22 protein-coding genes are annotated in these 24,271 nt (G+C 72.3%); 11 read left to right on the forward strand and 11 right to left on the reverse strand.

All coding sequences use genetic code 11. The features are described 5' to 3' along the window. Positions 1 to 91: 91 nt before the first annotated feature. Positions 92 to 967 carry a diacylglycerol kinase family protein gene (locus ACZ5CZ_RS28300; protein WP_468947103.1) on the reverse strand — a complete coding sequence of 292 codons (876 nt, stop codon included), beginning with the start codon at positions 965 to 967 and terminating at the stop codon, positions 92 to 94. 197 nt (positions 968 to 1,164) lie between these two features. Between ACZ5CZ_RS28300 and ACZ5CZ_RS28305 the strand changes: the two genes are divergently transcribed. Together ACZ5CZ_RS28305 and ACZ5CZ_RS28310 are read left to right on the forward strand one after the other, a co-directional pair. After that, a complete protein-coding gene (locus ACZ5CZ_RS28305; RefSeq protein WP_385841797.1) occupies positions 1,165 to 2,448 on the forward strand; it encodes an adenylosuccinate synthase in 1,284 nt (427 codons plus the stop codon). A 244-nt stretch (positions 2,449 to 2,692) separates the two neighbouring features. Continuing rightward, a complete protein-coding gene (locus ACZ5CZ_RS28310; protein ID WP_385841798.1) occupies positions 2,693 to 4,507 on the forward strand; it encodes a bifunctional metallophosphatase/5'-nucleotidase in 1,815 nt (604 codons plus the stop codon). Between the two features lie 87 nt (positions 4,508 to 4,594). Here ACZ5CZ_RS28310 and ACZ5CZ_RS28315 read toward each other — a convergent pair whose 3' ends face one another. The 6 genes from ACZ5CZ_RS28315 to ACZ5CZ_RS28340 form a co-directional block, all read right to left on the reverse strand. Beyond that, a complete protein-coding gene (locus ACZ5CZ_RS28315) occupies positions 4,595 to 4,780 on the reverse strand; it encodes a hypothetical protein (protein WP_387056393.1) in 186 nt (61 codons plus the stop codon). Continuing rightward, positions 4,767 to 5,006 (reverse strand): DUF6400 family protein, encoded by a 240-nt coding sequence (locus ACZ5CZ_RS28320; RefSeq protein WP_385848314.1) that lies wholly within the window; start codon positions 5,004 to 5,006, stop codon positions 4,767 to 4,769. Before ACZ5CZ_RS28320 ends, ACZ5CZ_RS28315 begins: the two co-directional genes overlap by 14 nt. Positions 5,007 to 5,064: 58 nt before the next feature. Continuing rightward, entirely contained in the window at positions 5,065 to 5,409 is a 345-nt protein-coding gene (locus ACZ5CZ_RS28325; RefSeq protein WP_468947105.1) for a hypothetical protein, read from the reverse strand. Positions 5,410 to 5,455: 46 nt separating this feature from the next. Continuing rightward, on the reverse strand, positions 5,456 to 6,106 hold the full coding sequence (locus tag ACZ5CZ_RS28330) for a hypothetical protein (RefSeq protein ID WP_385848316.1): 651 nt from the start codon (positions 6,104 to 6,106) through the stop codon (positions 5,456 to 5,458). A gap of 98 nt (positions 6,107 to 6,204) precedes the next feature. Further along, complete coding sequence (locus ACZ5CZ_RS28335) at positions 6,205 to 6,930, reverse strand: GntR family transcriptional regulator (RefSeq protein ID WP_385848317.1); 726 nt, start codon at positions 6,928 to 6,930, stop codon at positions 6,205 to 6,207. Positions 6,931 to 7,035: 105 nt separating this feature from the next. Continuing rightward, positions 7,036 to 8,391: an aspartate aminotransferase family protein gene (locus ACZ5CZ_RS28340; RefSeq protein WP_385848318.1), complete on the reverse strand. Its 1,356-nt coding sequence runs from the start codon at positions 8,389 to 8,391 to the stop codon at positions 7,036 to 7,038. Positions 8,392 to 8,566: 175 nt separating this feature from the next. On the opposite strand from ACZ5CZ_RS28340, the gene ACZ5CZ_RS28345 reads away from it, so the two are divergent. After that, positions 8,567 to 10,981, forward strand: a complete 2,415-nt coding sequence (locus ACZ5CZ_RS28345; RefSeq protein WP_468947108.1) for a serine/threonine-protein kinase — start codon at positions 8,567 to 8,569, stop codon at positions 10,979 to 10,981. An 18-nt stretch (positions 10,982 to 10,999) separates the two neighbouring features. Here ACZ5CZ_RS28345 and ACZ5CZ_RS28350 read toward each other — a convergent pair whose 3' ends face one another. Then, positions 11,000 to 11,749 (reverse strand): SLATT domain-containing protein, encoded by a 750-nt coding sequence (locus ACZ5CZ_RS28350; protein ID WP_385848320.1) that lies wholly within the window; start codon positions 11,747 to 11,749, stop codon positions 11,000 to 11,002. 244 nt (positions 11,750 to 11,993) lie between these two features. Between ACZ5CZ_RS28350 and ACZ5CZ_RS28355 the strand changes: the two genes are divergently transcribed. From ACZ5CZ_RS28355 to ACZ5CZ_RS28385, 7 genes are all read left to right on the forward strand, one after another. Continuing rightward, complete coding sequence (locus tag ACZ5CZ_RS28355) at positions 11,994 to 12,338, forward strand: YbaB/EbfC family nucleoid-associated protein (RefSeq protein ID WP_385848321.1); 345 nt, start codon at positions 11,994 to 11,996, stop codon at positions 12,336 to 12,338. Positions 12,339 to 12,395: 57 nt separating this feature from the next. After that, positions 12,396 to 12,995 carry a recombination mediator RecR gene (gene recR / locus ACZ5CZ_RS28360; protein WP_351243735.1) on the forward strand — a complete coding sequence of 200 codons (600 nt, stop codon included), beginning with the start codon at positions 12,396 to 12,398 and terminating at the stop codon, positions 12,993 to 12,995. Further along, positions 12,988 to 13,650, forward strand: coding sequence for a DUF5063 domain-containing protein (locus ACZ5CZ_RS28365; protein WP_385848322.1), 663 nt, complete (start codon positions 12,988 to 12,990; stop codon positions 13,648 to 13,650). The genes recR and ACZ5CZ_RS28365 overlap by 8 nt, the downstream gene beginning before the upstream one ends. 174 nt (positions 13,651 to 13,824) lie before the next feature. Then, on the forward strand, positions 13,825 to 15,096 hold the full coding sequence (locus ACZ5CZ_RS28370) for an aspartate kinase (protein ID WP_385848323.1): 1,272 nt from the start codon (positions 13,825 to 13,827) through the stop codon (positions 15,094 to 15,096). Then, a complete protein-coding gene (locus ACZ5CZ_RS28375; protein ID WP_385848325.1) occupies positions 15,096 to 16,160 on the forward strand; it encodes an aspartate-semialdehyde dehydrogenase in 1,065 nt (354 codons plus the stop codon). Before ACZ5CZ_RS28370 ends, ACZ5CZ_RS28375 begins: the two co-directional genes overlap by 1 nt. A gap of 394 nt (positions 16,161 to 16,554) precedes the next feature. Beyond that, on the forward strand, positions 16,555 to 17,232 hold the full coding sequence (locus ACZ5CZ_RS28380; protein ID WP_385848327.1) for a SigE family RNA polymerase sigma factor: 678 nt from the start codon (positions 16,555 to 16,557) through the stop codon (positions 17,230 to 17,232). 46 nt (positions 17,233 to 17,278) lie between these two features. Further along, complete coding sequence (locus ACZ5CZ_RS28385; RefSeq protein WP_385848328.1) at positions 17,279 to 18,451, forward strand: hypothetical protein; 1,173 nt, start codon at positions 17,279 to 17,281, stop codon at positions 18,449 to 18,451. Between the two features lie 35 nt (positions 18,452 to 18,486). Here the strand turns inward: ACZ5CZ_RS28385 and ACZ5CZ_RS28390 are convergent, their stop codons facing one another. Then, the gene (locus ACZ5CZ_RS28390; RefSeq protein ID WP_468947113.1) at positions 18,487 to 19,278 is read right to left on the reverse strand and encodes an SURF1 family protein; all 792 of its coding nucleotides are present in this window, start codon (positions 19,276 to 19,278) and stop codon (positions 18,487 to 18,489) included. A 62-nt stretch (positions 19,279 to 19,340) separates the two neighbouring features. Then, entirely contained in the window at positions 19,341 to 20,180 is an 840-nt protein-coding gene (locus ACZ5CZ_RS28395; protein WP_385848330.1) for a class I SAM-dependent methyltransferase, read from the reverse strand. 143 nt (positions 20,181 to 20,323) lie between these two features. Between ACZ5CZ_RS28395 and ACZ5CZ_RS28400 the strand changes: the two genes are divergently transcribed. Further along, positions 20,324 to 22,126, forward strand: coding sequence for a S9 family peptidase (locus tag ACZ5CZ_RS28400; RefSeq protein ID WP_468947219.1), 1,803 nt, complete (start codon positions 20,324 to 20,326; stop codon positions 22,124 to 22,126). A 113-nt stretch (positions 22,127 to 22,239) separates the two neighbouring features. On the opposite strand, the gene ACZ5CZ_RS28405 is transcribed toward ACZ5CZ_RS28400, so the two are convergent. Beyond that, positions 22,240 to 24,129, reverse strand: a complete 1,890-nt coding sequence (locus ACZ5CZ_RS28405) for a potassium channel family protein (protein WP_468947220.1) — start codon at positions 24,127 to 24,129, stop codon at positions 22,240 to 22,242. Positions 24,130 to 24,271: the final 142 nt, after the last annotated feature.

The following is a 24,271-nucleotide window of genomic DNA, read 5'->3' on the forward strand; positions in this document are numbered from 1 at the left end:
GGAGCAGGATGGTGGACGCAGCAGGGGTACGGGAAGGGGTCGGCGCGGTTAAATATGTGTCACCAGACCTTTAGCGGGGGTGCGGGGCGGCTCACGCGGGCGGCAGCACCAGGCCCCAGGCGTCCTCCAGCACCCGCCAGGTCCGCCGCCGTACCGGCCCGGAGACCGCCGCGTCCGCCCGGTAGCGGAAGTCGGCCCCGGTGACCGTCACCGTCCGCCCGGACAGCCGTACCGGCGTGGCAGCCGCCCCCACCGACAGCGGGCGGACCTCCACCTCCGCCACCCCGGAGCCGCCCGGCGTCACCGAGACGGCCTCGACCGGCTGGTCCAGGTCCACGACCGTCTCCCCGTCGACCTCCACCCGCAGCCGGGTCGGCCCCGGTGCGGGCACGGCGGGCAGCCGGTCCGGGCGCGCGGCCAGGGTGCGGGGGGCCAGGGTGCGCACCAGCGAGCGGTACCAGGGCACGCCCAGGGGGCGCGGGGAGGAAGGGCCCGAGCCGACCGGCACCGGCTCCCCGGCGGGCTCCCGTACCGGCACCGAGGGGAAGCCCAGGGCGCCCAGCACCACCCCGCCGCTGTCGTCCACCAGCAGGTCCAGCCGGCGCTCGGCCCCGTCCAGCACGGCCCGGGCCGCCGCCACCGCCCCGCCCGGCACGCCCAGGGCCTCGGCGAGGGCCGTCTCACCCACCGGGACGACCGACAGCGCACATCCGGCCAGCTCCCGCGAGCGGTGCAGCAGGGTGACGGCCCGCACCAGCGCCTGGTCGCCGCCGACCACGACCGGCCGGCGGGACCCCCGTCGGCCCAGTGCCCGGGCGAATTCCTCGGGCCCGTCCGGGAGACACACCTTGGCCGCCGCACCCGCGCTGAGCACGTCTTTCGCGATCCGTACGGACTCCCCGTCCGTCTGCCGTGCCGCCGGATCGATGATCACCAGCAGCTGATCGGACGTCGCGGAAGTCGCCACCTCGGTCCTGCCTCGCTTCCTCGGGTAGCATCTTTGTGCAAGAGCCCCTTGCGCTATTGCGCCAGGGGCTTCGTCTATTCCGGGGCATCCGGTCCGACGGTTGTGCGACCAAAGGCGGTCGCGGTGGTACGCGGCGGTGAACCTTACGCCCCTGCCCCCGACCTTGGACATGCCCCGCCCGGAAGGGGTGTACGCGCGTGCCCGCACTTGTGCTGCTCGGTGCTCAGTGGGGTGACGAAGGCAAGGGAAAGGCGACGGACCTCCTCGGTGGCTCCGTCGACTATGTGGTGCGATACCAGGGCGGCAACAACGCCGGCCACACGGTGGTCGTCGGCGACCAGAAGTACGCGCTGCATCTGCTCCCTTCCGGAATCCTGTCGCCCGGCTGTACGCCGGTCATCGGTAACGGTGTCGTCGTCGACCCGTCGGTCCTGCTCTCCGAGCTGAGCGGTCTGAACGAGCGTGGCGTCGACACGTCCAAGCTCCTGATCAGCGGAAACGCGCACGTCATCACGCCGTACAACGTGACCGTCGACAAGGTGACGGAACGCTTCCTCGGCAAGCGCAAGATCGGTACGACGGGGCGCGGCATCGGTCCGACCTACGCCGACAAGATCAACCGCGTCGGCATCCGGGTGCAGGACCTGTACGACGAGTCGATCCTCCAGCAGAAGGTGGAGGCGGCGCTCGACGTCAAGAACCAGATCCTCACCAAGCTCTACAACCGGCGCGCCATCACCGCCGACCAGGTGGTCGAGGAGCTGCTGGGCTACGCCGAGAAGATCAAGCCGTATGTCGCGGACACGGTGCTGATCCTCAACCAGGCCCTGGAGGACGACAAGGTCGTGCTCTTCGAGGGCGGCCAGGGCACGCTGCTGGACATCGACCACGGCACGTACCCCTTCGTCACCTCCTCGAACCCGACCGCCGGCGGTGCCTGCACCGGCGCGGGCGTCGGCCCGACGAAGATCAGCCGGGTCATCGGCATCCTCAAGGCCTACACGACCCGGGTCGGCGCGGGTCCGTTCCCGACCGAGCTGTTCGACGCGGACGGCGAGGCGCTGCGCCGCATCGGCGGCGAGCGGGGTGTGACCACCGGCCGTGACCGGCGCTGCGGCTGGTTCGACGCCGTCATCGCCCGCTACGCGACCCGGGTGAACGGCCTGACCGACTTCTTCCTCACCAAGCTGGACGTGCTGACCGGCTGGGAGGAGATCCCGGTCTGTGTGGCCTACGAGATCGACGGCAAGCGGGTCGAGGAGCTGCCGTACTCGCAGACCGACTTCCACCACGCGAAGCCGATCTACGAGACCCTCCCGGGCTGGTCCGAGGACATCACCAAGGCGAAGACCTTCGCCGACCTGCCGAAGAACGCGCAGAACTACGTCAAGGCGCTGGAGGAGATGTCCGGCGCCCCGATCTCCGCGATCGGCGTGGGCCCCGGCCGGGACGAGACGATCGAGGTCAACTCGTTCCTGTAAGCCACAGTTGACGTGGTGTTCGGCCGGAGTCGACCCGGCCGACACCTTTCCCGCGCCCTCGCCGGCTCCGACCGGCGGGGGCGTCGGTGTGCTCGCGAATTTTACCGAACTTGACCTGAGCATGACTTAATCCTGGTTCCGGGGCCGGTGGGACCTGAGAAGCATCTACGCGGGTAGCCCCGCACCGCACCAGCGCGGCCTCTCCTCAAGTCCTCCCCAGCCCAGCCCTTTCCAGGAGCCCTGAATGCCCCTCAGTCCCATGAACCGCCGGGAGTTCGTGAAGAAGTCGGCCGTGACCGGGGCGGCAGTGGCCGCCGCCGGGACCGTCGCCGCCGGCCCCGCGCAGGCGGCCGAGGCCGGTCACCGGCCCGGAAAGGCGCCGCGCACCTGGTCCTTCTCCATCCTCGGCACCACCGACCTGCACAGCCACGTCTTCGACTGGGACTACTACAAGGACGCCGCCTACAAGGACAAGGCCGGCAACTCCTGCGGCGTCGCCCGCGTGGCCACCCTCATCAAGCAGCAGCGCGAGGCCAAGGGCGAGCACCGGGTCCTCCTCGTCGACGCCGGCGACATCATCCAGGGCACCTCGCTCGCCTACTACTTCGCCCGCGTGCAGCCCATCACCGGCGAGGACGGCCCCCAGCACCCGATGGCCGCGGCCATGAACCACATGCGCTACGACGCCGCCGCCCTCGGCAACCACGAGTTCAACTACGGCATCGACACGCTCCGCAAGTTCGAGGAGCAGTGCGACTTCCCGCTGCTCGGCGCCAACGCCCTGGACGCCAAGACCCTGCGCCCCGCCTTCCAGCCGTACACCGTGAAGCGGATCTGCGTGCCGGGCGCCCCGGACATCAAGGTCGGCATCCTCGGCCTCACCAACCCCGGTATCGCGCTGTGGGACAAGGACAACGTCAGCGGGAAGATGGTGTTCCCCGGCCTGGTGGAGCAGGCGAAGAAGTACGTGCCCCGGCTGCGCGCGCTCGGCTGCGACGTCGTCTTCCTGACCGACCACTCCGGCATGGACGGCTCCTCCTCGTACGGCGACTCGCTGCCCTACGTCGAGAACGCCTCCAACCTCGTCGCCCAGCAGGTCCCCGGCATCGACGCGATCCTGGTCGGCCACACCCACGTCGAGGTGCCGTCGTACACCGTGAAGAACGAGCAGACCGGCGAGGACGTCCTCCTCTCCGAGCCGTACTGCTGGGGCTTCCGGCTGAGCGTCTTCGACTTCGAGCTGGAACTGCACCACGGCCAGTGGAAGGTGACCAGCAAGAAGGCGCAGACCCTCAACCCCAACACGGTGGACGAGGACCCGGAGATCAAGCAGCTGCTCACGGACGACCACGAGCTGGTCGTGAAGTACGTCAACACGGCGGTCGGCACCTGCACCCAGGACCTCTCGGCGGCCGACTCCTGCTGGCGGGACGTCCCCATCATGGACTTCATCCACAAGGTCCAGATGGACGCCGTGAAGGCGGGCCTGTCGGCCTCGGACGCCGCCCTCCCGCTGATCTCGGTCGCGGCGCCCTTCTCCCGCACCGCCGACATCCCCCAGGGCAGCGTCACCATCAAGGACATCGCCGGCCTCTACATCTACGACAACACCCTGTACGGCAAGAAGCTGACCGGCGCCCAGCTGAAGGACTACCTGGAGTACGGGGCGAAGTACTACCACCAGGTCCCGGCCGGCACGAAGGTGGACACCGCCACCCTCACCAACGCCAACAACTTCTGGGACTACATGTACGACACGGCGGCGGGCGTCGACTACGAGATCGACATCGCCCAGCCGGAGGGTTCGCGGATCAAGAACCTCACCTACAACGGCGCCCCGATCCCCGACGACCAGGTCTTCGTCGTGGCCGTCAACAACTACCGGGCGAACGGCGGTTCCGGCTACCCGCACATCGCCACGGCGGACATCGCCTACAGCTCCACCAACGAGATCCGCCAGTTGATGATCGACTACGTGACGGCCAAGAAGGTCCTCGACCCGGCCGACTTCGCGGTCACCAACTGGAAGCTGACGCAGAACGGCACGCCGGTCTTCTGAGGCCAGGCCGTCACGAGCGCGAAGCTTTCGTGAGCACGGTCGAAGGGCCGCCGGGACGCATCCCGGCGGCCCTTCGCCGTACGGTCCTCAGGCCGGCGGGCGGGTGGCGCCGAAGTAGGTCTCGTGGCTCCAGACGTGGTGGCACACCGGGCACTGGAGGTGCAGCAGGCTGCCGGTGTTGGAGAGCAGGTAGCGCCAGGTGCCGTCGGGACAGTTCGGGCAGGGCAGCCAGGCGCGCCGCCCGGGCTCGGCCTGCGGGTCAAGCGGCAGCATCGCCGGGTCCCGGCGGCAGCACACCGGCCGCCACCAGCTCGTCGTGGATCCGCTGCTGCTCCGCGTCCAGGCCGGAGTAGAGCAGCGCACGCGCCTCCTCCTCGCCGCGCAGCGCCGCCGCCGGGTCCCAGTCGGGGCCGAGTGCGGCCATGACATGGGTGCGCCGGAGCATCTCGTGCGCGCTGAGGTCGACGGTGAAGTCGTGGACGGGGTCGTGGGGGGACATGCGACCGAACGTAGGCGGGCATTTCCCCCCAGGGCAAGAAGAGGTGGGTGGAATCACATCATCTCGGCGGGACCTCCGGGGTGCAGTCGCGCAGGACGACGGAGCTGCCCGCGTCCTCGGCCGTGGCGGACGAGGACCGGCAGATCAGGCTCGTGCTGTCGGCGGACGCCGGGTCGAGGGAGTCCGGGAGCACGACCCTGACCGCGCGGTCCAGCACGCCGGCCTCCGGGGCGCCGTTGCTCGCGATGCAGCCGGCGGCCGCCACCGAGGGCGGGGTGGCGGCCGGCACGGACAGTCGCTGCGGGCAGGTGTAGGTGGGCAGGTCCTCCGCCGCGCCGGCGGGGACGGCGGCGCCGAGGAGGGCCGCCAGGGCGAGGGCTGTCACTCTGGGAGCGAGGGTCATGCACTTATCGTTGCCATTCGCTCGCGCAACGTAACAGGCCGTCGGCTCAGCTGAACACGATCATCGACCCCTGTGCCAGCGAGCGCGTCGCCGCCGCGTGCAGGCCCAGCCACACATGCCGTTCGCGGGCGAAGGGGCTCGGGTCGTACGGCGCGGGGAGGGCCGGTTCCTCCAGCTCCGTGGGGGCCGTCGGCGGGGCCGGGGCGGCCGGGGGGTTGGCCGGGTCGATGCCGATGCTCGGGGCCACGTACTCCAGTTCGCGCAGCAGGCTCTGCGAGGAGCCCAACGGGCCGCCGCCCGCGAGGAGTTCGTCGTTCGACAGCGGATGCGGGAAGTCGACCGGGACGTACGCACCCGCGTGGTCGTAGTGCCAGACCAGGTGGGACTGCTGGGCGGTGGACTCGAACATCTCCAGCAGCTGCTCGTAGTCGCCGCCGAGTTCGTCCACGGGCGTCACCGGCAGACCGCAGACCTGGAGGAGGTAGGCGCGGCGCAGGAAATGGAGGGCGTCGTAGTCGAAACCGGCGACCGGGGCGACCTCGCCGGACAGGCCCGGCATGTACTGGTACACCGGCACCGGCGGCAGCCCGGCCGTGGCCAACGCGTCGTTGTACTGCGCGAGTTCCTCGGCGAACGGGTTGTCCGGGGTGTGGCACAGGACGTCCACGAGCGGTACCAGCCACAGATCACAGGCCAAAGAGGGCTCCTCACACGGGGAAGCGGTCACAGCAGGGTAGTCGGTGCGGTGCCGGTCCCATACCCTCCCGACCGCCCCCTACCCTTTCGACCGGCCCGTCACCGGTCCTCCCGACCGGGTGCCCCGCCCTCGCCCGCGCTCACCCCTTCGAGCAGGGCGAGGGAGTGGGCGTTGGACGCGGTGACGATCGCCCGGGCGGTGTCGGACTCGCGGCGGGCCAGCGCGTCGACCAGGTCGGTGTGCCCGGCCCAGAGCCGGCCGCGCAGTTCGGGCAGCCGCAGCAGGTGCTGGACCGCGCAGACCCAGGACTGCACCCGCAGCCGGTGCAGGAAATCGGCCAGGTACGGGTTGCCGAACAGCATGCTCAGCTCGCGCCAGAAGCGCAGGTCGTAGCCGATCAGGATGGTGAGGTCGCCGGCTGCCGCCGCCCGCTGGGCCTCCTCGCCCCGGCGCCGCACGGTGCTCAGCGTCGCCGCCGTGCGCGGGTCCTCCGGCGGGGTGCGGAAGGCGGGGTGGCCGGTGGTGAGGGCCTGGAACATGCCGTCGGTGACCAGGCTGCGCGCCTCGATCATGTCCCGGTAGTCGGCGAGGGAGTACTCCGGCACCCGGAAGCCACGGTGCTGGTCGGCCTCCAGGATGCCCTGCGCCGACAGGTCGACCAGCGCCTCGCGGACCGGGGTGGCGGAGACGCCGTACTGGTCGGCTATCTCCTTGACGGTGAACGCCCGGCCCGGCCGCAGCCGCCCCGCCAGCACCTCGTCGCGGAGCGCGTCCGCGATCTGCTGGCGCAGGGTGCTGCGGGTCACGGCGCCGGTGCCGGGCATGGTCGGGTTCACTCCTCGCGCGAAGGTGACGTGCTCGCGGGTCTCGTACGGCTCTCGTACTGGCTTACGAGCACGTCACCTTACGCGTTCGGTTCCCGGGGCGTCCTACTCCGTGTACCCGTCGGCCACCGTCAGCGCCGCGTCGAGGGCCGCCAGGCCCTCCTTCAGCTCGGCCTCGGTGACGGTGCACGGCGGGACCACATGCGTCCGGTTCATGTTCACGAAGGGCCAGATGCCGTGCTTCTTGGCGGCGGCCGCGAAGGCGGCCATCGGGGCGTTGGCCTCCCCGGCCGCGTTGTACGGCACCAGCGGCTCCCGGGTCTCCCGGTTCTTCACCAGCTCCAGCGCCCAGAACATGCCGACACCGCGCACCTCGCCGACGCTGGGGTGCCGGGCGGCCAGCTCGGCGAGGCCGGGGCCGAGGACCGTCTCACCGAGCCGCTTGGCGTTCTCCACCACGCCCTCCTCCGCCATCACGTTGATCGTGGCGACGGCGGCGGCGCAGGCCAGCGGGTGCCCGGAGTAGGTGAGACCGCCGGGGTAGGGGCGCTTGGCGAAGGTCTCGGCGATCTCCTGCGAGATGGCCACACCGCCGAGGGGCACATAACCCGAGTTCACCCCCTTGGCGAAGGTCATCAGGTCGGGTACGACCCCGAAGAGGTCGGCGGCGAACCACTCGCCGGTACGGCCGAACCCGGCCATCACCTCGTCCAGGACGAAGACGATCCCGTGCCGGTCGCAGATCTCCCGGACCCCGGCCAGATAGCCGGGCGGCGGCACCATGATCCCGGCCGTGCCCGGGATGGTCTCCAGGATGATCGCGGCGACGGTCCCCGGGCCCTCGAAGGCGATCGTCGTCTCCAGGTGCTCCAGCGCCCGCGCGGTCTCCTGCTCCTCGGTCTCGGCGTAGAAGCGGGAGCGGTAGAGGAACGGCGCCCAGAAGTGGACGACACCGGCACTGGCGCTGTCGGAGGCCCAGCGGCGCGGGTCGCCGGTGATGTTCACCGCCTGCTGGGTGCCGCCGTGGTACGACCGGTAGGCGGAGAGCACCTTGGGGCGGCCCGTGTGCAGCCGGGCCATGCGCACCGCGTGCTCGACGGCGTCCGCGCCGCCGTTGGTGAAGAAGATCTTGTCCAGGTCGCCCGGGGTGCGCTCGGCGATCAGCCGGGCGGCCTCCGAACGCGCCTCGACGGCGAACGCGGGCGCGAACGTCGTCATCGTCGCGGCCTGCTCCTGGATCGCCGCGACGACCTTGGGGTGCTGGTAGCCGATGTTGGTGAAGACGAGCCCGCTGGTGAAGTCGAGGTACCGGGTGCCGTCGTAGTCCCAGAAGTACGACCCCTCGGCGCCGGCGACGGCGAGCGGGTCGATGAGGTCCTGCGCGGACCAGGAGTGGAAGACGTGCGCGCGGTCCGCGGCCTTCACTGCGGCGCCGGCTTCGGGGCTGGGCTGAGGGGTCATGCGGCCGAGGGTAAATGTCCGCGATGCGGAAGCGACATCGGCGTCTTGTTCTGTGAGAGGCGGCTTTCTGCGACAGCATGTCGAGGAAGAGGGCGCGGGGCGGGACTATTCTCGCTGCGTTGCACGCGTACGTGTGCGGGTACGCGTGCGTGTCCGGGGGGAGAGGCGGGCGGCGATGCAGAAGCTGGGGCCGGGGGATCCGCAGCACATCGGGGGCTATCGGCTGCTGGCGCGGCTGGGCGCCGGGGGCATGGGGCAGGTGTATCTGGCCCGGTCGGACCGGGGCCGTACCGTCGCCGTGAAGCTGGTGCGGGCGGAGCTGGCCGCGCAGGAGGAGTTCCGGGCGCGGTTCCGGCAGGAGGTGCAGGCCGCGCGGCGGGTCGGCGGCTACTGGACCGCGCCCGTGCTGGACGCGGACACCGAGGCCGCCGTGCCGTGGGTGGCCACCGGCTATGTGGCCGGGCCGAGCCTCCAGCAGGTCGTCGGGCACGAGCACGGGGCGCTGCCCGAGCGGTCGGTACGGGTCCTCGCGGCGGGGCTCGCGCACGCGCTCAAGGACATCCACGCGGCGGGGATCGTGCACCGGGATCTGAAGCCGTCGAACGTGCTCGTCACCCTCGACGGGCCGCGCGTCATCGACTTCGGTATCGCGCGGGCGCTGGAGGCCACGGCGGTGGGCGGCGCGGAGGCGCTGACCCGGGCGGGGGCGCTGGTCGGGTCGCCCGGGTTCATGGCTCCGGAACAGGTGCGCGGGGACCGGATCACCCCGGCCTGCGATGTGTTCTGCCTCGGCTCCGTCCTGGCGTACGCGGCGACCGGGACGCTGCCCTTCGGCACCGCCGACAGCGGGGTGCCCGCGCTGATGTTCCGCATCGCTCAGGAGGAACCGGATCTCGCGGGGGTGCCGGAGGGGATCGCCGACCTGGTCCGTGACTGCCTGCGCAAGGACCCCGTGGCCCGGCCGTCCCTGGATGCGCTGCTGGAGCGGATGGGCGCGGAGGACACGGTGAGCGGCGGCCGCTCCCGCGACCCCTGGCTGCCGAGCATCCTGGTCGCCCAGCTGGGCCGCCACGCGGTGGGCCTGCTGGAGGTGGAGGACCCGGAGGGGACGGAAGAGGGGTCGAAGGCGGGCGGGGCTGGTGCTGGTGCTGGTGCCGGTGGCACCGGGGCCGGCAGTGGTGCCGGTGGTGCCGGTGGTGCCGGTGCGGGGATTGGTGCGGGTGCGGGCGCTGGTGGCGCTGGTGCCGGGGCCGGGTCCGCGTCGGTGCCGCCTGTGTGGGCCGGGCAGTCGCAGGGCGCGGGTGGCGCTGGTGCCGTTGCTGGGACTGGTGCCGGTGCGGCGCTAGCTGCTGGTGCGGGCGCTGGGGCCGGGTTGCCGACGGCGCCGCCCGCGTGGCCTGGGCAAGTGCCGTCGCCAGGTGCGGAGGCGGGCGCCGCTGGCGCTGGTGTCGGGGCCCCGCCGGTGCCGCCCACGCGGCCGGGCCAGGCCCCGTTGCCCGGTGCTGGGGCCGACGGCGTCAGTGCTGGGCCCGGGGTCCCGTCGGCACCGCCCGCCTGGCCTGGGCAGGTGACGTCTCCGCGTGCCGGTGTGGGCGCCGGGGCCGACGGTCTCGGTGCCGGAGCCGGTTTCCCGGCGGCACCGCTCACACCCCCGGCGGGGCCCGCGGCCGGGGTTGAGGGCGGAGCCGTCGAGCATGCCGCCGTGGTCGACGGAGCAGGGAGCGGGGCCGGATATCCGCCCGTCGGCGCGGCCGCGCCGGTGCCGCCACCGGCCCCGGGGTTCGGGCCGGCATACGGGTATCCGCAGCCCCCGCAGGCCGGCCACGCGCACCACACCCAGCCCCCGCAGGCGGGGCACACGCACCACACGCAACCCGCGCAGGCGGGCGGATACGGGTATCCCCAGCCCCCGCAGGCCGGACACGCGCACCACACGCAACCCACCCAGGCCGGCGGGTACGGGTATCCGCCCGCCGTGCCAACGTCGTACGGGCCGGTGCCGCAGCAGCCGGAGCGGCGCAGTGGGCGGTCCACCGCGCTCCTCGTCGTGGTCGCGCTGGTGGTGGCGCTGGGCGCGGGCGGCTCGGTGTACGCGCTGCTGACCAGGGGCGGCAAGGACGACCACAAGCGCGCCGGGACCGTCAGCCCCGCGCCCACCGCCTCCGCCCCCGCGCCGCGCCCGACCCCGCCGGACCCCACCTCCGCCACCCCCACCACCTCCGCGCCCGCCGACGGCGCCGTCCCGGAGGCCTATCTGGGCACCTGGTCGACGACGATCGACAACGCCGCCGGCACCAACACCCGCACGCTGACCATCCAGCAGGGCAAGGTGGGCGACGCCGTGCTGACGCTGGTCGCGGACGGGCCGGCCCAGGGCGGGGGCTCGTACCACTGCGTCTTCACGGCGCGGCTCACCGAACAGCCCGGAGCCCAGGGGCCGCTGGAGATCGGCCCGTCCAGCGTCGTCACCGGCCGGCCCGCCTCCTCGTGCACCCCGGGCGAGGCCACGGAGGTCACCCTGCTGTCGGACGGCCGGCTCAAGCGGTCCCAGGCGGGCGGCGGCGAGAGCCTGACCTACGGCAAGCAGTGAGGGCAGCGCCGAACGCGGCTAGCGCGGCTCGGGCGGCCGTTGGCGGGGCATGTTCGGGCGGGTGCCGTTCGCCGGGGGGAGCGGGAAGCGGCCGGTGGAGCCGCCGCCCTCCTGCCGAGGTACGTACGCCACCGCCGCCTGCATCCCCAGCGGCGCCGTCCCCGTGCGGAACTCCACCATCCAGTCGGTGGTCTCCGTGCGGACCAGTTCGGTGATGTCCTCCGAGAAGCGCCGCAGCACCCCGAGACACCGCTCGGCCGCCTCGCTCGCCGTGCCCTCCGCCGGCCCCAGCACCTCCCGCACGCTCTCCGACGCCCAGTCGAACTGCAACGCCTGGAGCCGCCGCTGCACCGCCTGCGCGGTGGCCACGTCCCGCATCCACCCGGACGTCACCCCGAAGTAGCGGTCGGTGCCGACGCACGCCACGGCGACCAGCAGCGCCAGACAGCCCCAGGGCGCCACCCCGCCGACCGCGCCGGTGAGGTCGAGCAGCGGCAGCGCGGCCCCGGCCACCGCCCCGGCCGCCGCCCCGGCCCGCAGCACCCGCGCCCCGCGCCGCTTCCACATCCGGTCCCGCAGATACCAGGACGCCGTCTGCAACGCCCCGCGCTCCACCCACCGGTACAGCTCGTCCAGCCGCTCGGCCGGCTCGCCCCAGTCCCCGAGCGGAAACGCCCGCCCGGTCAGATCGCCCGGCCGCAGCCCGGCCGCACCCTCGCCCCGCCCGTCCTGAGGCGGACCCTCGGGCTGCATCTCCGGCTGACCCACCAGGCACTCCCTACTGATCACGACCGGTCACGTTGCGTGACATCTCCTGCCGACGCGCGGGACCCTTCCTACCGCCCAATGGGTGGCGGAGAGGTCGCTTTCCCGACTTTTCCGCCCGGAAGAGGGCCTTGATCAGGTACGGGTCTGCCATCGTTCTCACTCGAAAGAGTGGCGGGGCGAGGGTCGGGTGGACCACGTAGGCTCGTTCACGACGGAGTCGTAGCGAACGGCAGAGGAGCTGATCGTGTTCCCCGGTGGTGGCCAGCCCAATATGCAGCAGTTGCTCCAGCAGGCCCAGAAGATGCAGCAGGATCTCCAGCAGGCGCAGGAGGAACTGGCGAACACGGAGGTCGACGGGCAGGCCGGCGGCGGCCTGGTGCGGGCCACCGTGACCGGCTCCGGTGAGCTGCGCGCGCTGAAGATCGACCCGAAGGCGGTGGACCCGGACGACACCGAGACCCTCGCCGACCTGATCGTGGCGGCCGTCCAGGCGGCCAACGAGAACGCCCAGACGCTCCAGCAGCAGAAGCTCGGCCCGCTCGCCCAGGGCCTGGGCGGCGGCACGGGCATCCCCGGTCTGCCTTTCTAAGACGGGCCCCGGCCAACTACCGTACGTACCGAAAGGTCTTCCAGGAAAGGCAGTCCGTTGTACGAAGGCGTGGTCCAGGACCTCATCGACGAGCTGGGGCGGCTGCCCGGCGTCGGTCCCAAGAGCGCGCAGCGGATCGCCTTCCACATCCTCCAGGCCGAGCCGACGGACGTGAAGCGGCTCGCGCAGGCGCTGCTGGAGGTCAAGGCGAGGGTCCGCTTCTGCGCGACCTGCGGCAACGTCGCCCAGGAGGAGCTGTGCGGCATCTGCCGGGACGCCCGCCGCGACCCCTCGGTGATCTGCGTCGTGGAGGAGCCGAAGGACGTCGTCGCGATCGAGCGCACCCGTGAGTTCCGCGGCCGCTACCACGTGCTCGGCGGGGCGATCAGCCCGATCGAGGGTGTCGGTCCCGACGACCTGCGGATACGGGAACTTCTCGCGCGGTTGGCCGACGGGACGGTCACGGAGCTGATCCTGGCCACCGACCCGAACCTGGAGGGCGAGGCCACGGCCACCTACCTCGCCCGCATGATCAAACCCATGGGCCTGAAGGTCACCCGCCTGGCCAGCGGCCTCCCGGTGGGTGGCGACCTGGAGTACGCGGACGAGGTGACCCTCGGCCGCGCCTTCGAGGGGAGACGACTCCTAGATGTCTGACGCCACGCTGCACGCCTCGACGCAGAACCCGGACGACTTCGCGGTCCAGATCGCGGACCAGGTGGAGAGCTTCCTGGTGGCCGTCACCGAGGTGGCCAGGGGCGACGAGCCCGGCTCGACCGTTCCCTTCCTCCTCCTGGAGGTGTCCCAGCTGCTGCTGGCCGGCGGCCGGCTGGGCGCCCACGAGGACATCGTCCCGGACGAGCGCTACGAGCCCGACCCGGGACCCGAGCCGGACGTGGACGAACTCCGCGAGAACCTGGCCCGGCTGCTCGAACCCGTCGACGTCTACTCCGAGGTGTTCGACCCGTACGAGCCCCGCAAGGCGCCCGTCCCGGCCCGGATCTCGGACGACCTGGCCGACATCATCGCCGACCTGCGCCACGGCATGGTCCACTACCGTGCGGGCCGTACGGCGGAGGCCATGTGGTGGTGGCAGTTCTCGTACTTCTCCAACTGGGGCCCCACCGCCTCCGCGGTGCTGCGCGCCCTCCAGTCGGTCCTCATCCACGTCCGCCTCAACCAGCCCCTGGAGGAGCTGGACGGTCTCGACACCGACCAGCCCGGCATGGGCGACGAGACCCTCGAGTTCGAGGCGGGGCGTGTGATGGCACAGGAGATCGGCGACCCGCTGGGGATCCGGCCGGGCACGTAGCCCGCCGCCCCCGTCGGCGCCCGCTGTGACACATGGCACGTTCCGCGTGCGCGGCGTCTCGCTGGGCAGGTTCCGCAACCGGGCGGACGATGTCTCACCATGCGGGAGCACGGTGGTGGATTTCGGACGCTCGATAGACTGAGCCGACACAAACGAACCGAGCGAGGAGCGCACGTGGGCCTTGTCGTGCAGAAGTACGGAGGCTCCTCCGTAGCCGATGCCGAGGGCATCAAGCGCGTCGCCAAGCGGATCGTGGAAGCGAAGAAGAACGGCAACCAGGTTGTCGTCGTCGTTTCCGCGATGGGCGACACGACGGACGAGCTGATCGATCTCGCCGAGCAGGTTTCTCCGATGCCTGCCGGGCGTGAATTCGACATGCTGCTGACCGCCGGAGAGCGGATCTCCATGGCCCTGCTGGCGATGGCGATCAAAAACCTGGGCCACGAGGCCCAGTCCTTCACCGGCAGCCAGGCAGGCGTCATCACCGACTCGGTCCACAACAAAGCCCGGATCATCGACGTCACGCCGGGCCGGATCCGCGAGTCCCTGGACAAGGGCAACATCGCCATCGTCGCCGGGTTCCAGGGCGTCAGCCAGGACAAGAAGGACATCACCACGCTCGGCCGGGGCGGGTCCGACACCACGGCCGTGGCGCTCGCCGCCGCGCTCGACGCCGAGGTCTGCGAGATCTACACCGACGTCGACGGCGTGTTCACCGCCGACCCGCGCGTGGTGAAGAAGGCGAAGAAGATCGACTGGATCTCCTTCGAGGACATGCTGGAGCTGGCCGCGTCCGGTTCCAAGGTGCTGCTTCACCGCTGTGTGGAGTACGCCCGTCGCTACAACATCCCGATCCATGTCCGGTCCAGCTTCAGCGGACTTCAGGGCACCTGGGTCAGCAGTGAGCCGATTGGGGACAAGCAGGTGGAGCAGGCCATCATCTCCGGTGTCGCGCACGACACCTCCGAGGCCAAGATCACGGTCGTCGGTGTGCCGGACAAGCCGGGTGAGGCCGCCGCGATCTTCCGGACCATCGCCGATGCCGAGATCAACATCGACATGGTCGTGCAGAACGTGTCCGCCGCCTCCACCGGGCTGACGGACATCTCCTTCACCCTGCCGAAGACCGAGGGCCGCAAGGCCATCGACGCGCTGGAGAAGAACCGCCCGGGGATCGGCTTCGACTCCCTGCGCTACGACGACCAGATCGGGAAGATCTCCCTGGTCGGCGCCGGTATGAAGACCAACCCGGGCGTCACTGCCTCCTTCTTCGAGGCGCTGAGCGACGCGGGCGTGAACATCGAGCTGATCTCCACCTCGGAGATCCGGATCTCGGTCGTCACCCGCGCCGACGACGTGCCGGAGGCCGTGCGCGCCGTGCACACCGCCTTCGGGCTGGACTCCGAGACCGACGAGGCCGTGGTCTACGGAGGCACGGGCCGCTGATGGCCCCGACCGGGAAGCCGACGCTCGCGGTCGTGGGAGCGACCGGGGCCGTCGGCGCGGTCATGCTCCAGATCCTGTCCCAGCGGGCGGACATCTGGGGCGAGATCCGTCTGATCGCCTCCCCGCGCTCGGCCGGCCGCAAGCTGGCCGTGCGCGGCGAGGAGGTCGAGGTGACGGCGCTGGGCGAGGACGCCTTCGACGGGGTCGACATCGCGCTGTTCGACGTGCCCGACGAGGTCGCGGCCGAGTGGGCGCCGGTCGCCGCCGCGCGCGGCGCGGTCGTGGTCGACAACTCCGGCGCCTTCCGGATGGACCCGGACGTGCCGCTCGTGGTTCCCGAGGTGAACGGGCACGCGGTGCGCAACCGTCCGCGCGGGATCGTCGCCAACCCCCACTGCACCACCCTGACGATGATCGTCGCCCTGGGCGCGCTGCACGCCGAGTTCGGGCTGCGCGAGCTGGTGGTGTCGTCGTACCAGGCGGTGAGCGGGGCCGGGCGGGCCGGTGTGGAGACGCTGCGCGCCCAGCTGTCCCTGGTCGCCGGGACCGAGCTGGGCACCAAGCCGGGAGACGTACGGCGGGCCGTGGGGGACGGCACCGGGCCGTTCCCGGAGCCGGTGGCGCTCAACGTCGTACCGTGGGCCGGGTCGCTGCGGGCGGACGGCTGGTCATCGGAGGAGATGACGGTCCGCGACGAGTCCCGCAAGATCCTCGGGCTGCCGGACCTCCCGGTCGCCGTGACCTGTGTCCGGGTCCCGGTGATCACCACGCACTCACTCACCGTCCATGCCCGCTTCCAGCGGGAGGTCCGCGTCGAGGGTGCCCGCGAGATCCTCGCCACCGCCCCCGGTGTGGTGCTGTGCGACGATCCGGCCGCCGGTGAGTTCCCGACCCCCGCCGACGTCGTCGGCACCGACCCGACCTGGGTCGGCCGGGTGCGGCGGGCGCTGGACGACCCGACCGCGCTGGAACTCTTCGTCTGCGGCGACAACTTGCGCAAGGGGGCCGCGCTGAACACCGCGCAGATCGCGGAGTTGGTCGCGGCGGAGTGGCGCGACCGCTGAAACAGGCCACTGCTGAAGCAGGACACCGCTGAAACAGGCCACCGCGCCCGGCCCGGCGCGGGCTTTGTAGGATCTCGGTAATAAACGTGGCCGGGAGCATGGTCGAAGTCCCTTGAACCTTTGCTCGGTGCAACCGAAGATTTTTCTCCCCGCCTTCCGCAACCGCGCGGTCGGCGGGGAGCGTCTTTGCGGTCACTCTTCAGGCGTGGGGACGTCGCGATCGGCCGGGCGTGGGGACGCTCGTCCAGGTCGGACCCGGTCCACAGCGGACCGCGGTCGATATCGGACATAGGGGAAGAGCGGGACGCATGACGGCACTTGAGGCACCGTCGGTTGTCGCACATGTGACGCCCGGCACGTACAACCCTGGCGGGGGGAGACGTGTCCAACTGGCGTGGCAGAGGTACTCGAATTCACTGCGCCCCGCGGCGCCGCGGCCCTTCGGCCCCCGCGTGCGGCCTTCCGGCCCCGCCCGCCCGGCGGCATGCCGGTGATCGCGCCCATGCCCGCAGCGCGGCCCGCCCGCATACCCGGTCAGCGTGACGGCGCCGAGGAGACCGAGGCCCCCGCTGCCGTCGTCGGCACCACCGTCGACCACCTCACCGAGACCTACCGCGCGCACTACCGGTCCCTGCTGGGCCTCGCCGCGCTGCTCCTCGACGACACCGCCTCCTGCGAGGACGTCGTCCAGGAGGCCTTCATCCGCGTCCACTCGGCCCGCAAGCGCGTCCGCGACCCCGAGAAGACGCTCGCCTACCTGCGGCAGACGGTCGTCAACCTGTCCCGCTCCACCCTGCGCCGCCGCATCCTCGGCCTGAAGCTGCTGTCCAAGCCGATGCCGGACATGGCCAGCGCGGAGGAGGGCGCCTACGACCAGCTGGAGCGGCGCGACCTCATCAAGGCGATGAAGGGGCTCCAGCGCCGGCAGCGCGAGGTCCTGGTGCTGCGCTACTTCGCGGACATGACCGAGGCTCAGGTCGCCGAGACCCTCGGGATATCCCTGGGCTCGGTGAAGGCGTACGGCTCGCGGGGCATCGCGGCGCTGCGCGTGGCCATGGGGAAGACGGTATGAGCGGCAGGAACAAGAGCACACGTCATCGCATGCTGGGAACGGAACTGTGAACCACGGCCCCGACGACAAGCCCGCCGAGCGGTTCGGCGAGCCGGACGGCCGCGAGAAGCTCGACGGCAGCGGCGTTTTCGACAGCTTCGGCCAATCCATCGACCAGGACCGCGCGGACGGCGCGGAGGACGGGCTCGACCCGGACGCGGCGGCCCTGCGGCGCATGCTGCACTCCGCGGTGGGCGACCTCGAACCGCGCACCGGCACCCTGGACCACCTCCGCCGGGCCGTACCCGCGCGGCGGGCGCGCAAGCGCCAGGCCGCCGTCGGCATGGCAGCGGCGGCCCTCTTCATCGGCACCGCGATCCCCGCCCTCATCCATGTCTCCGGCGTCGACGGCTCCAGCCCCGACACCGCCATGGCCGGCGAGTCCTCCCAGGCCCAGGGCGGCACCGGGCAGGCACACGGCGACAAGGGCAGCACCCCCCGCGGTGCGAAGGGCACCCCCGGCACGGTCGTGCAGCCCAGCAAGGACCCCGGCAAGGGCGGGAAGAAGGGCACCGGCGGCGGCTCCACCGGCTCCACCGGCGGCACGGGCCCGTCCACGTCCGCGTCGGCGGGCCTCGCGTCGTGTACGTCCGCCCAGCTGGGCTCGGCCACCGGCAGCGCCGCCGCACCCGACTCCGCGGGCGTCGTCTACGGCACCTTCCGCGTCGTCAACGTCTCCACCACCGCGTGCACGGTGGCCGGCCCGGGCTCCATCGGCGCCAGTGCGCAGGGCGCGGCCGACCCGGCCAAGATCCTCACCGCCCGGCATGTGGCCGGTGACGCGGCGACCGGTCTGCCCGACCCCTCCCAGGAGGTCTCCGGACTGGTCCTCCAGCCCGGCGCCGCCTACGAGGAGAAGTTCGCCTTCGTGCCCTCCGCGGCCTGTCCCACCACCGGCGGCGACAACTCGGGCACCGGCGGCACGGACACCGGCGGACCGACGGCGGACCCGTCGCCGTCCCAGGACGCGACCCCGGGCACCACCACGACCGCCGGTACGACCGACGGCGGCACCACGTCGGAGGGCACGACCACCCAGCTGATGACCGCGGACGGCACGGCCGACGGCAGCGTCCTGATCTCCCACACCTCAGCCGGCGGCGCCCCCTCGGCGGCGACGGTGGTCCCGGGCGAGTGCGCGGGAACGGTGTACTACACGGGAGTGCTGCCGGGCGCGTAGCAGCCCATGGCTGCTCTGGCCCACACCGGTACCGGTCAGCTACTAGGTACCGGTGTGCGCTCCGACTCATCCGGCACCAGGCCCAGCGCAGCGTCCCGCACGGCCTCGACCTCCCGCCGTACCAGCCGGAACCACATGAACACCACGAACCCGGCGAACACGAACCACTCCCCGGTGTATCCCAGGTTCTGGAACGCCTTCAGATCCAGCCCGGTCCCGTCGGGCGCGGAAGCCGGCACCGCCTTCATCCCCGCGTCCGCCCGGTCCAGGGTGACCCACGCGTCGTACAGCCGGTACGGCACCAGGTTCACCAGCGCCGCCGAGCTGATCGCCGAGGTCTGCCCGGCCGGCAACCCGCTCTGCGCGGTGACCCCGTTGCTGCCGGGGGTCTCGGACGCCTGCAACGCGCCGGTGACGGTCACCTCACCGGCCGGCGGCGCCGGGGCCTTCGCCGGGTCCGCGGTGCCGGGCAGCCAGCCGCGCACCACGGGCAGCGCCTTGCCGGAACCGGTACGCAGCAGGGTGAGGACGTAGAAGCCGTCCTTGCCGTCCAGCTGCCGGCCCGGCACCAGGAGCTGCTTGCCGTAGTGGCCGCTCGCGGTGACCCGGCGCCCGGAGGTGGCCTTGTCGACGGGCAGCAGCGCGTCGAGCGGCTGTGCGGTCTCGTGCCGGTCGGAGGCGGCCTGCTCGGTCGCGGTGCGATGGTCCTGCACCCGCCCCTCGAACCGGCTCAGCTGCCAGGACCCCATGAAGATGCAGAACGGGATGGCGAGCAGCACGAAGACGTTGATGCCCCACCAGCGGGGTGTCAGCAGAAACCGGTACACGCCCTCCACGGTACGGCGCCCGGGCCCGGCCCCCTGGCACCGGGTTCGGCAACGGCGCGGGCTCAGACCCTGGCGGCGCGCAGCGAGTACATCAGCGGGATCTCCGGACGGTCCGCCGGGAAGCGGTGGAAACCGTCCCTGACCTCGAAGTTCTCGAAGCGCTGGAAGACCGACACGGGGTGCTCGTGGAGGAACTCGATGCGCAGCCCGGCCGCGGCGAGCGCGGAGACGACGTCGCCGAGGGTGTGCTGCCACTCCACACTGCGGTTGTGGACGGTGGCGGCGTCCCGGTCGGCGTAGGTGCCGGGCTCGTCGTAGACCTGGGCGTCGCGGGAGAAGTAGTCGCGCACGATCCGGCTGCCGGTCGCGTCGTCCAGGGACTCGGTGATCGGATGGAACTCGGCGAGGTAGAGGAAGCCGCCGGGCGCGACGAGCGAGGCGGCGGTCTCGGCCCAGCGGCGGATGTCGGGCAGCCAGCACAGCGCGCCGAGCCCGGTGTAGACGATGTCGTACGACGGCTCGGGCACGGCGGTCGCCGCGTCGTAGACGTCGCTGGTGACGAACGCGGCACGCTCGGGGCCGTAGCCGAACTCGGCGGCGAGCGACCGGCCCACCGCCACGGCCGGCGCGGAGAAGTCGAGGCCGACGACGCGGGCGGCGCCGCGGTGCGCCCAGGAGAGGGTGTCGAGGCCGATGTGGCACTGGAGGTGCAGCAGTGTCTTGCCGGTGACGTCGCCGACCTCGGCGGTCTCGAAGTCCCGCAGCACGTCCCGGCGGGCCCGGAAGCCGTCCAGGTCGTAGTACTCCCCGGCGACGTGCACCGGAACCCGCTCGTCCCACATGGCGCGGTTGTCCTCGCGCCAGCCGTCGGGAACGGATACGGAGGCTGTCGTTGTGCTCATGATCCGAAAGTTATCCACAGGCTGGGCGTACCGGCCAGCGAATTGTCGGCGGGGCCAGGCAGTATGGGCGCATGACTGGGGCCACGAGCGAGAGCAAGACGCCGGACACGCCGGACACGCCGGACACGGCGGGCGAGCCGAGGATGCGGGACATGCGGGACGAGCCGGGGATGCCGGACTGGGAGAAGCGCTTCCGGGCGCCGCGGGTGTCCCTGCCCGACTGGGCGGAGGACGCCCCCGACCGCTCCCTCTTCGTGTCGAACGCGACGGGTACGTACGAGCTGTACGCCTGGGACCGCAGAACCGGTCACCAGCGCCAGGTGACCGACCGGCCGAACGGCACCACCGACGGCGTGCTCTCCCCGGACGGCGCCTGGATCTGGTGGTTCGACGACAAGGACGGCGACGAGTTCGGCATCTGGCGCCGCCAGCCCTTCGCGGGCGGCCCGGACGAACCGGCCGTCCCCGGGCTCGACCCCTCCTACCCGGCCGGCCTCGCCCTGGCCCGCGACGGGCGTACGGCGGTCGTCGGCCGCTCCACGGACGCGGACGGTACGACGATCCACCTCGCCCGCGAGGGCGCCGCCCCGCTGGAGATCTACCGGCACCGCGAGTCCGCGGGCGTCGGCGACCTCTCGCACGACGGCTCGCTGATCGCCGTCGAGCACACCGAGCACGGCGACGCCATGCACTCGGCGCTGCGCGTGCTGCGCCCCGACGGCACGACGGTCGCCGAGCTGGACGACACCAAGGGCGGCACCGAGGAACTGGGCCTGGAGGTGCTGGGCTTCGCCCCGGTGGACGGCGACACCCGGCTGCTCGTCGGCCATCAGCGCCGGGGCCGCTGGGAGCCGCTGGTGTGGGACGTGGCGACCGGCGAGGAGACCGACCTGGCCCTCGACCTGCCCGGTGACGTCAGCGCCGAGTGGTACCCGGACGGCTCGGCCCTGCTCATCGCCCACAGCTTCGAGGCCCGCAGCGAGCTGTTCCGCTATGACCTGGCGGGCCGTGAGCTGTCCCGCATCCCCACCCCGCCCGGCTCGGTCTCCGGCGCCACGGCCCGCCCCGACGGCAGCGTGGAGTACCTGTGGTCGTCGGCGGCGCGGCCCCCGGCGGTGCGCTCCACCTCCGGCGGCGTGGTGCTGGACCCCCCGGGCATGACCTGCCCGCCGTCGGTGCCGGTGGAGGACGTGTGGGTGGAGGGGCCCGGCGGCCGGATCCACGCCCTGGTCCAGAAGCCGGCGGGCGCGACCGGCCCGCTGCCCACGGTGTTCGACCTGCACGGCGGCCCGACCTGGCACGACAGCGACTCCTTCGCCGCGGGCCCGGCCGCCTGGGTCGACCACGGGTACGCGGTGGTCCGGGTCAACTACCGCGGCTCCACCGGCTACGGCCGCGCCTGGACCGACGCGCTCAAGCACCGGGTCGGCCTGATCGAGCTGGAGGACGTGGCCGCGGTCCGCGACTGGGCGGTCTCCTCGGGCCTCGCCGACCCGGCCCGGCTGGTCCTCACCGGTGCCTCCTGGGGCGGCTACCTCACCCTGCTCGGCCTCGGCACCCAGCCCGAGGCGTGGGCGGTGGGCATCGCGGTCGTGCCCGTCGCGGACTACGTCACCGCGTACCACGACGAGATGGAGGCGCTGAAGGCCATGGACCGCACCCTGCTGGGCGGCACCCCGGAGGAGGTCCCCGACCGCTTCGAGGCGTCCTCCCCGCTCACCTATGTCGACCAGGTCAAGGCACCCGTCTACATCTCGGCGGGCGTCAACGACCCGCGGTGTCCGATCCGCCAGATCGACAACTACGTGGCACGCCTGCGGGACCGCTCCGCGATCCACGAGGTGTACCGCTACGACGCGGGCCACGGCTCGCTGGTGGTGGACGAGCGCATCAAGCAGGTGGCCCTGGAACTCGCCTTCGCCGCCACCCACCTCCCGCCCTCCTGAGCCCACCCACGGCAGCACCCAGCCGGCCTCACCCACCCCCACCCGGGACGGAGTCTTCCAGCCGACCGTTTCGGGTGGGCGGGGGGCAAAAGGCCGGTGAACCCCCGGAGGGGTCAGCGGAGTTCGGCCAGCCCTCTCCGGGTCGCCGCCACCACCACCCGGTCCCCCTTCTCCAGCACATGATCAGGAGCGGTATCGGTCCGGCCGTCCAGCGTCAGCACCCGCCAGAACCCCGGCCGGAATGCCTCCCGCACGGTCCGCCCCTCCAGCTGGGGATGCCCGTCCACCCCGACCGCGGCGAACAGCAACACCCTGCGCTCCACCGGAATCGCCCCCAGCACCTGCCGGCCCAGCATCGCCCCGGCGAAGGCGGGTGCGGCGAGATGCGTGACGCTCCGGCTCCGGGTCCGGGCCTGCGGGTACGCGGCCCGCAGCGTCCGGTACACGGCGGTGGCGAAGTCGTCGTCGTACAGCCGTAGCACCACCGGCAGATCGGGTCGTACCGTCCGCGCGTACAGCACCGCCTCCAGGTTGGTGGTGTCGGCGCTGGTCACCGCGAGCAGCGCCTGCGCCCGGTGGATCTTGGCGGCCTCCAGGACCCCCTCCTGGGTGACGTCGCCGAGCACCACCGGCACCCGCAGCCGCCGCGCGGTGGCGAGACCGCGGGCCTCGGGGTCGGACTCGACACAGACCACGGGGACGTTCAGCTCGCGCAGCCGGCTCAGCACCCGGGTGCCGATCTTCCCCAGCCCGAGCAGGACGACATGCCCGCCGAGCCCGCGGGGAGGCTTGCGCAGCGCGGAGGCGGTGCGGAAGGTGCCGAGCGCCTCCAGGACGGCGGCCAGCAGCACCGGCAGCAGCAGCAACCCCGTGAGCCCGGAGAGGAGTTGGAGGATCTGGCGGCCGAGCGGCGCGCCGATGGCCGGGTCGTCGATGGCGAACAGATCGAGGAGGGTGAGATAGAAGGCCCGCACCGGATGGAGATGGGGCGTCACCGCCCACAGCGCGACGGCGAGCGCGACCACGCACGCCACCATCCCGGCCAGCGACCAGCGCAGCCGCCGGGAGAAGAGGGAGGCGAGCGGGGGCACACCGCCCACCCCGCGGCCGGGTGCGGCCGACTCCCGGCCGGCCGCGGACGTCACCTGCTCCAGCACCACGGCCGCCCGCCCGCCGGCCTGCCGTACCTCCTCGTCGTCGGGCAGCAGCCGCGGCTCCTGCTCCCCGTTGCCCGGAGCGGAGCCGTCGCCCGACCCGGAGCCGCCGCCGGCCGGGGAGTCGCCGGCGGGCGCGGACAGCAGCGCGAGGGTGCACAGCCCGGGGTCGGCGGCCGGTCCGTCCCCGGACGGCGGCCGTTCCACGGCCCGCAGCAGCAGCCCCTCGCACTGCACGACCTTGCTGGTGCCGGCCACGGCGGTGGCGGCCAGCGCGGGCGCGGCGGTGTCGGCGTCGGACAGTACGGTGGTGGAGGCGTCCGGGCCGATGCCGTCGGCGTCGTCGCAGCCGGCCAACGCGGCGGCCTGGTCGAGGAGTTCCTCGATGTGCTGGCCCAGCCGCCGGTTGTACAGCCGCAGTACGAGCCGCAGTCGCGGGTTGAGCCGGCGGGCGGTGAGGGCGGCCCGGATGTTGGTCTCGTCGTCGTCGTGGACGAGGGCGAGCGCGGCGGCCCGTTCCACCCCGGCCTCGGCGAGCACGGCTTCGGTGAGTTCGGCGGCCTCCAGCACCCCGTCACCGGCACCACCGCCGGTCCCGCCGATGCCGCCACTGCCGCTCGGGGCGCTGCTCTGGGCGGCGGCGGGCGTGGCCGCCCCGCCGGTCCGGCCGACCGTGGCGCTGACCACGCGGTCCAGCAGCGACGCCGACACGCCCCGGGCGCGTCCGACGACGGGCGGCCGGGCGGTGCGTCCGTTCGGTGGTACGACGAGGGTCACCTGCTCGCCGTAGACTCCGCGCAACTCGGCGGCCAGCCGGTGCGCGAGTCCGTCGTCACCGCACACCACCATGTGCGGTACGCCGGGGCCGCCTTGATACGGAACGCTCGCCACGAGGGAAAAGACTGCCCCAAGGACGGGAGTGGTTCCAGCAAGGGGATGAACGCCCGTGCGACGCCTCGCGTACGCAGGGGGAGGAACCGTACCAGCGGAG

Source organism: Streptomyces sp. NPDC031418 (genome assembly GCF_055581605.1).

What these genes read in the sequence shown, in the direction of transcription:
- ACZ5CZ_RS28365 (WP_385848322.1), top strand. Translation starts at nt 12,988, where the DNA reads ATGTCTGACGCCACGCTGCACGCCTCGACGCAGAACCCGGACGACTTC.
- ACZ5CZ_RS28345 (WP_468947108.1), top strand. Translation starts at nt 8,567, where the DNA reads ATGCAGAAGCTGGGGCCGGGGGATCCGCAGCACATCGGGGGCTATCGG.
- ACZ5CZ_RS28405 (WP_468947220.1), bottom strand. Translation starts at nt 24,129, where the DNA reads ATGGTGGTGTGCGGTGACGACGGACTCGCGCACCGGCTGGCCGCCGAG.
- ACZ5CZ_RS28375 (WP_385848325.1), top strand. Translation starts at nt 15,096, where the DNA reads ATGGCCCCGACCGGGAAGCCGACGCTCGCGGTCGTGGGAGCGACCGGG.
- ACZ5CZ_RS28335 (WP_385848317.1), bottom strand. Translation starts at nt 6,930, where the DNA reads ATGCCCGGCACCGGCGCCGTGACCCGCAGCACCCTGCGCCAGCAGATC.
- ACZ5CZ_RS28395 (WP_385848330.1), bottom strand. Translation starts at nt 20,180, where the DNA reads ATGAGCACAACGACAGCCTCCGTATCCGTTCCCGACGGCTGGCGCGAG.
- ACZ5CZ_RS28310 (WP_385841798.1), top strand. Translation starts at nt 2,693, where the DNA reads ATGCCCCTCAGTCCCATGAACCGCCGGGAGTTCGTGAAGAAGTCGGCC.
- ACZ5CZ_RS28320 (WP_385848314.1), bottom strand. Translation starts at nt 5,006, where the DNA reads ATGTCCCCCCACGACCCCGTCCACGACTTCACCGTCGACCTCAGCGCG.
- ACZ5CZ_RS28400 (WP_468947219.1), top strand. Translation starts at nt 20,324, where the DNA reads ATGCGGGACATGCGGGACGAGCCGGGGATGCCGGACTGGGAGAAGCGC.
- ACZ5CZ_RS28315 (WP_387056393.1), bottom strand. Translation starts at nt 4,780, where the DNA reads ATGCTGCCGCTTGACCCGCAGGCCGAGCCCGGGCGGCGCGCCTGGCTG.
- ACZ5CZ_RS28325 (WP_468947105.1), bottom strand. Translation starts at nt 5,409, where the DNA reads ATGACCCTCGCTCCCAGAGTGACAGCCCTCGCCCTGGCGGCCCTCCTC.
- ACZ5CZ_RS28340 (WP_385848318.1), bottom strand. Translation starts at nt 8,391, where the DNA reads ATGACCCCTCAGCCCAGCCCCGAAGCCGGCGCCGCAGTGAAGGCCGCG.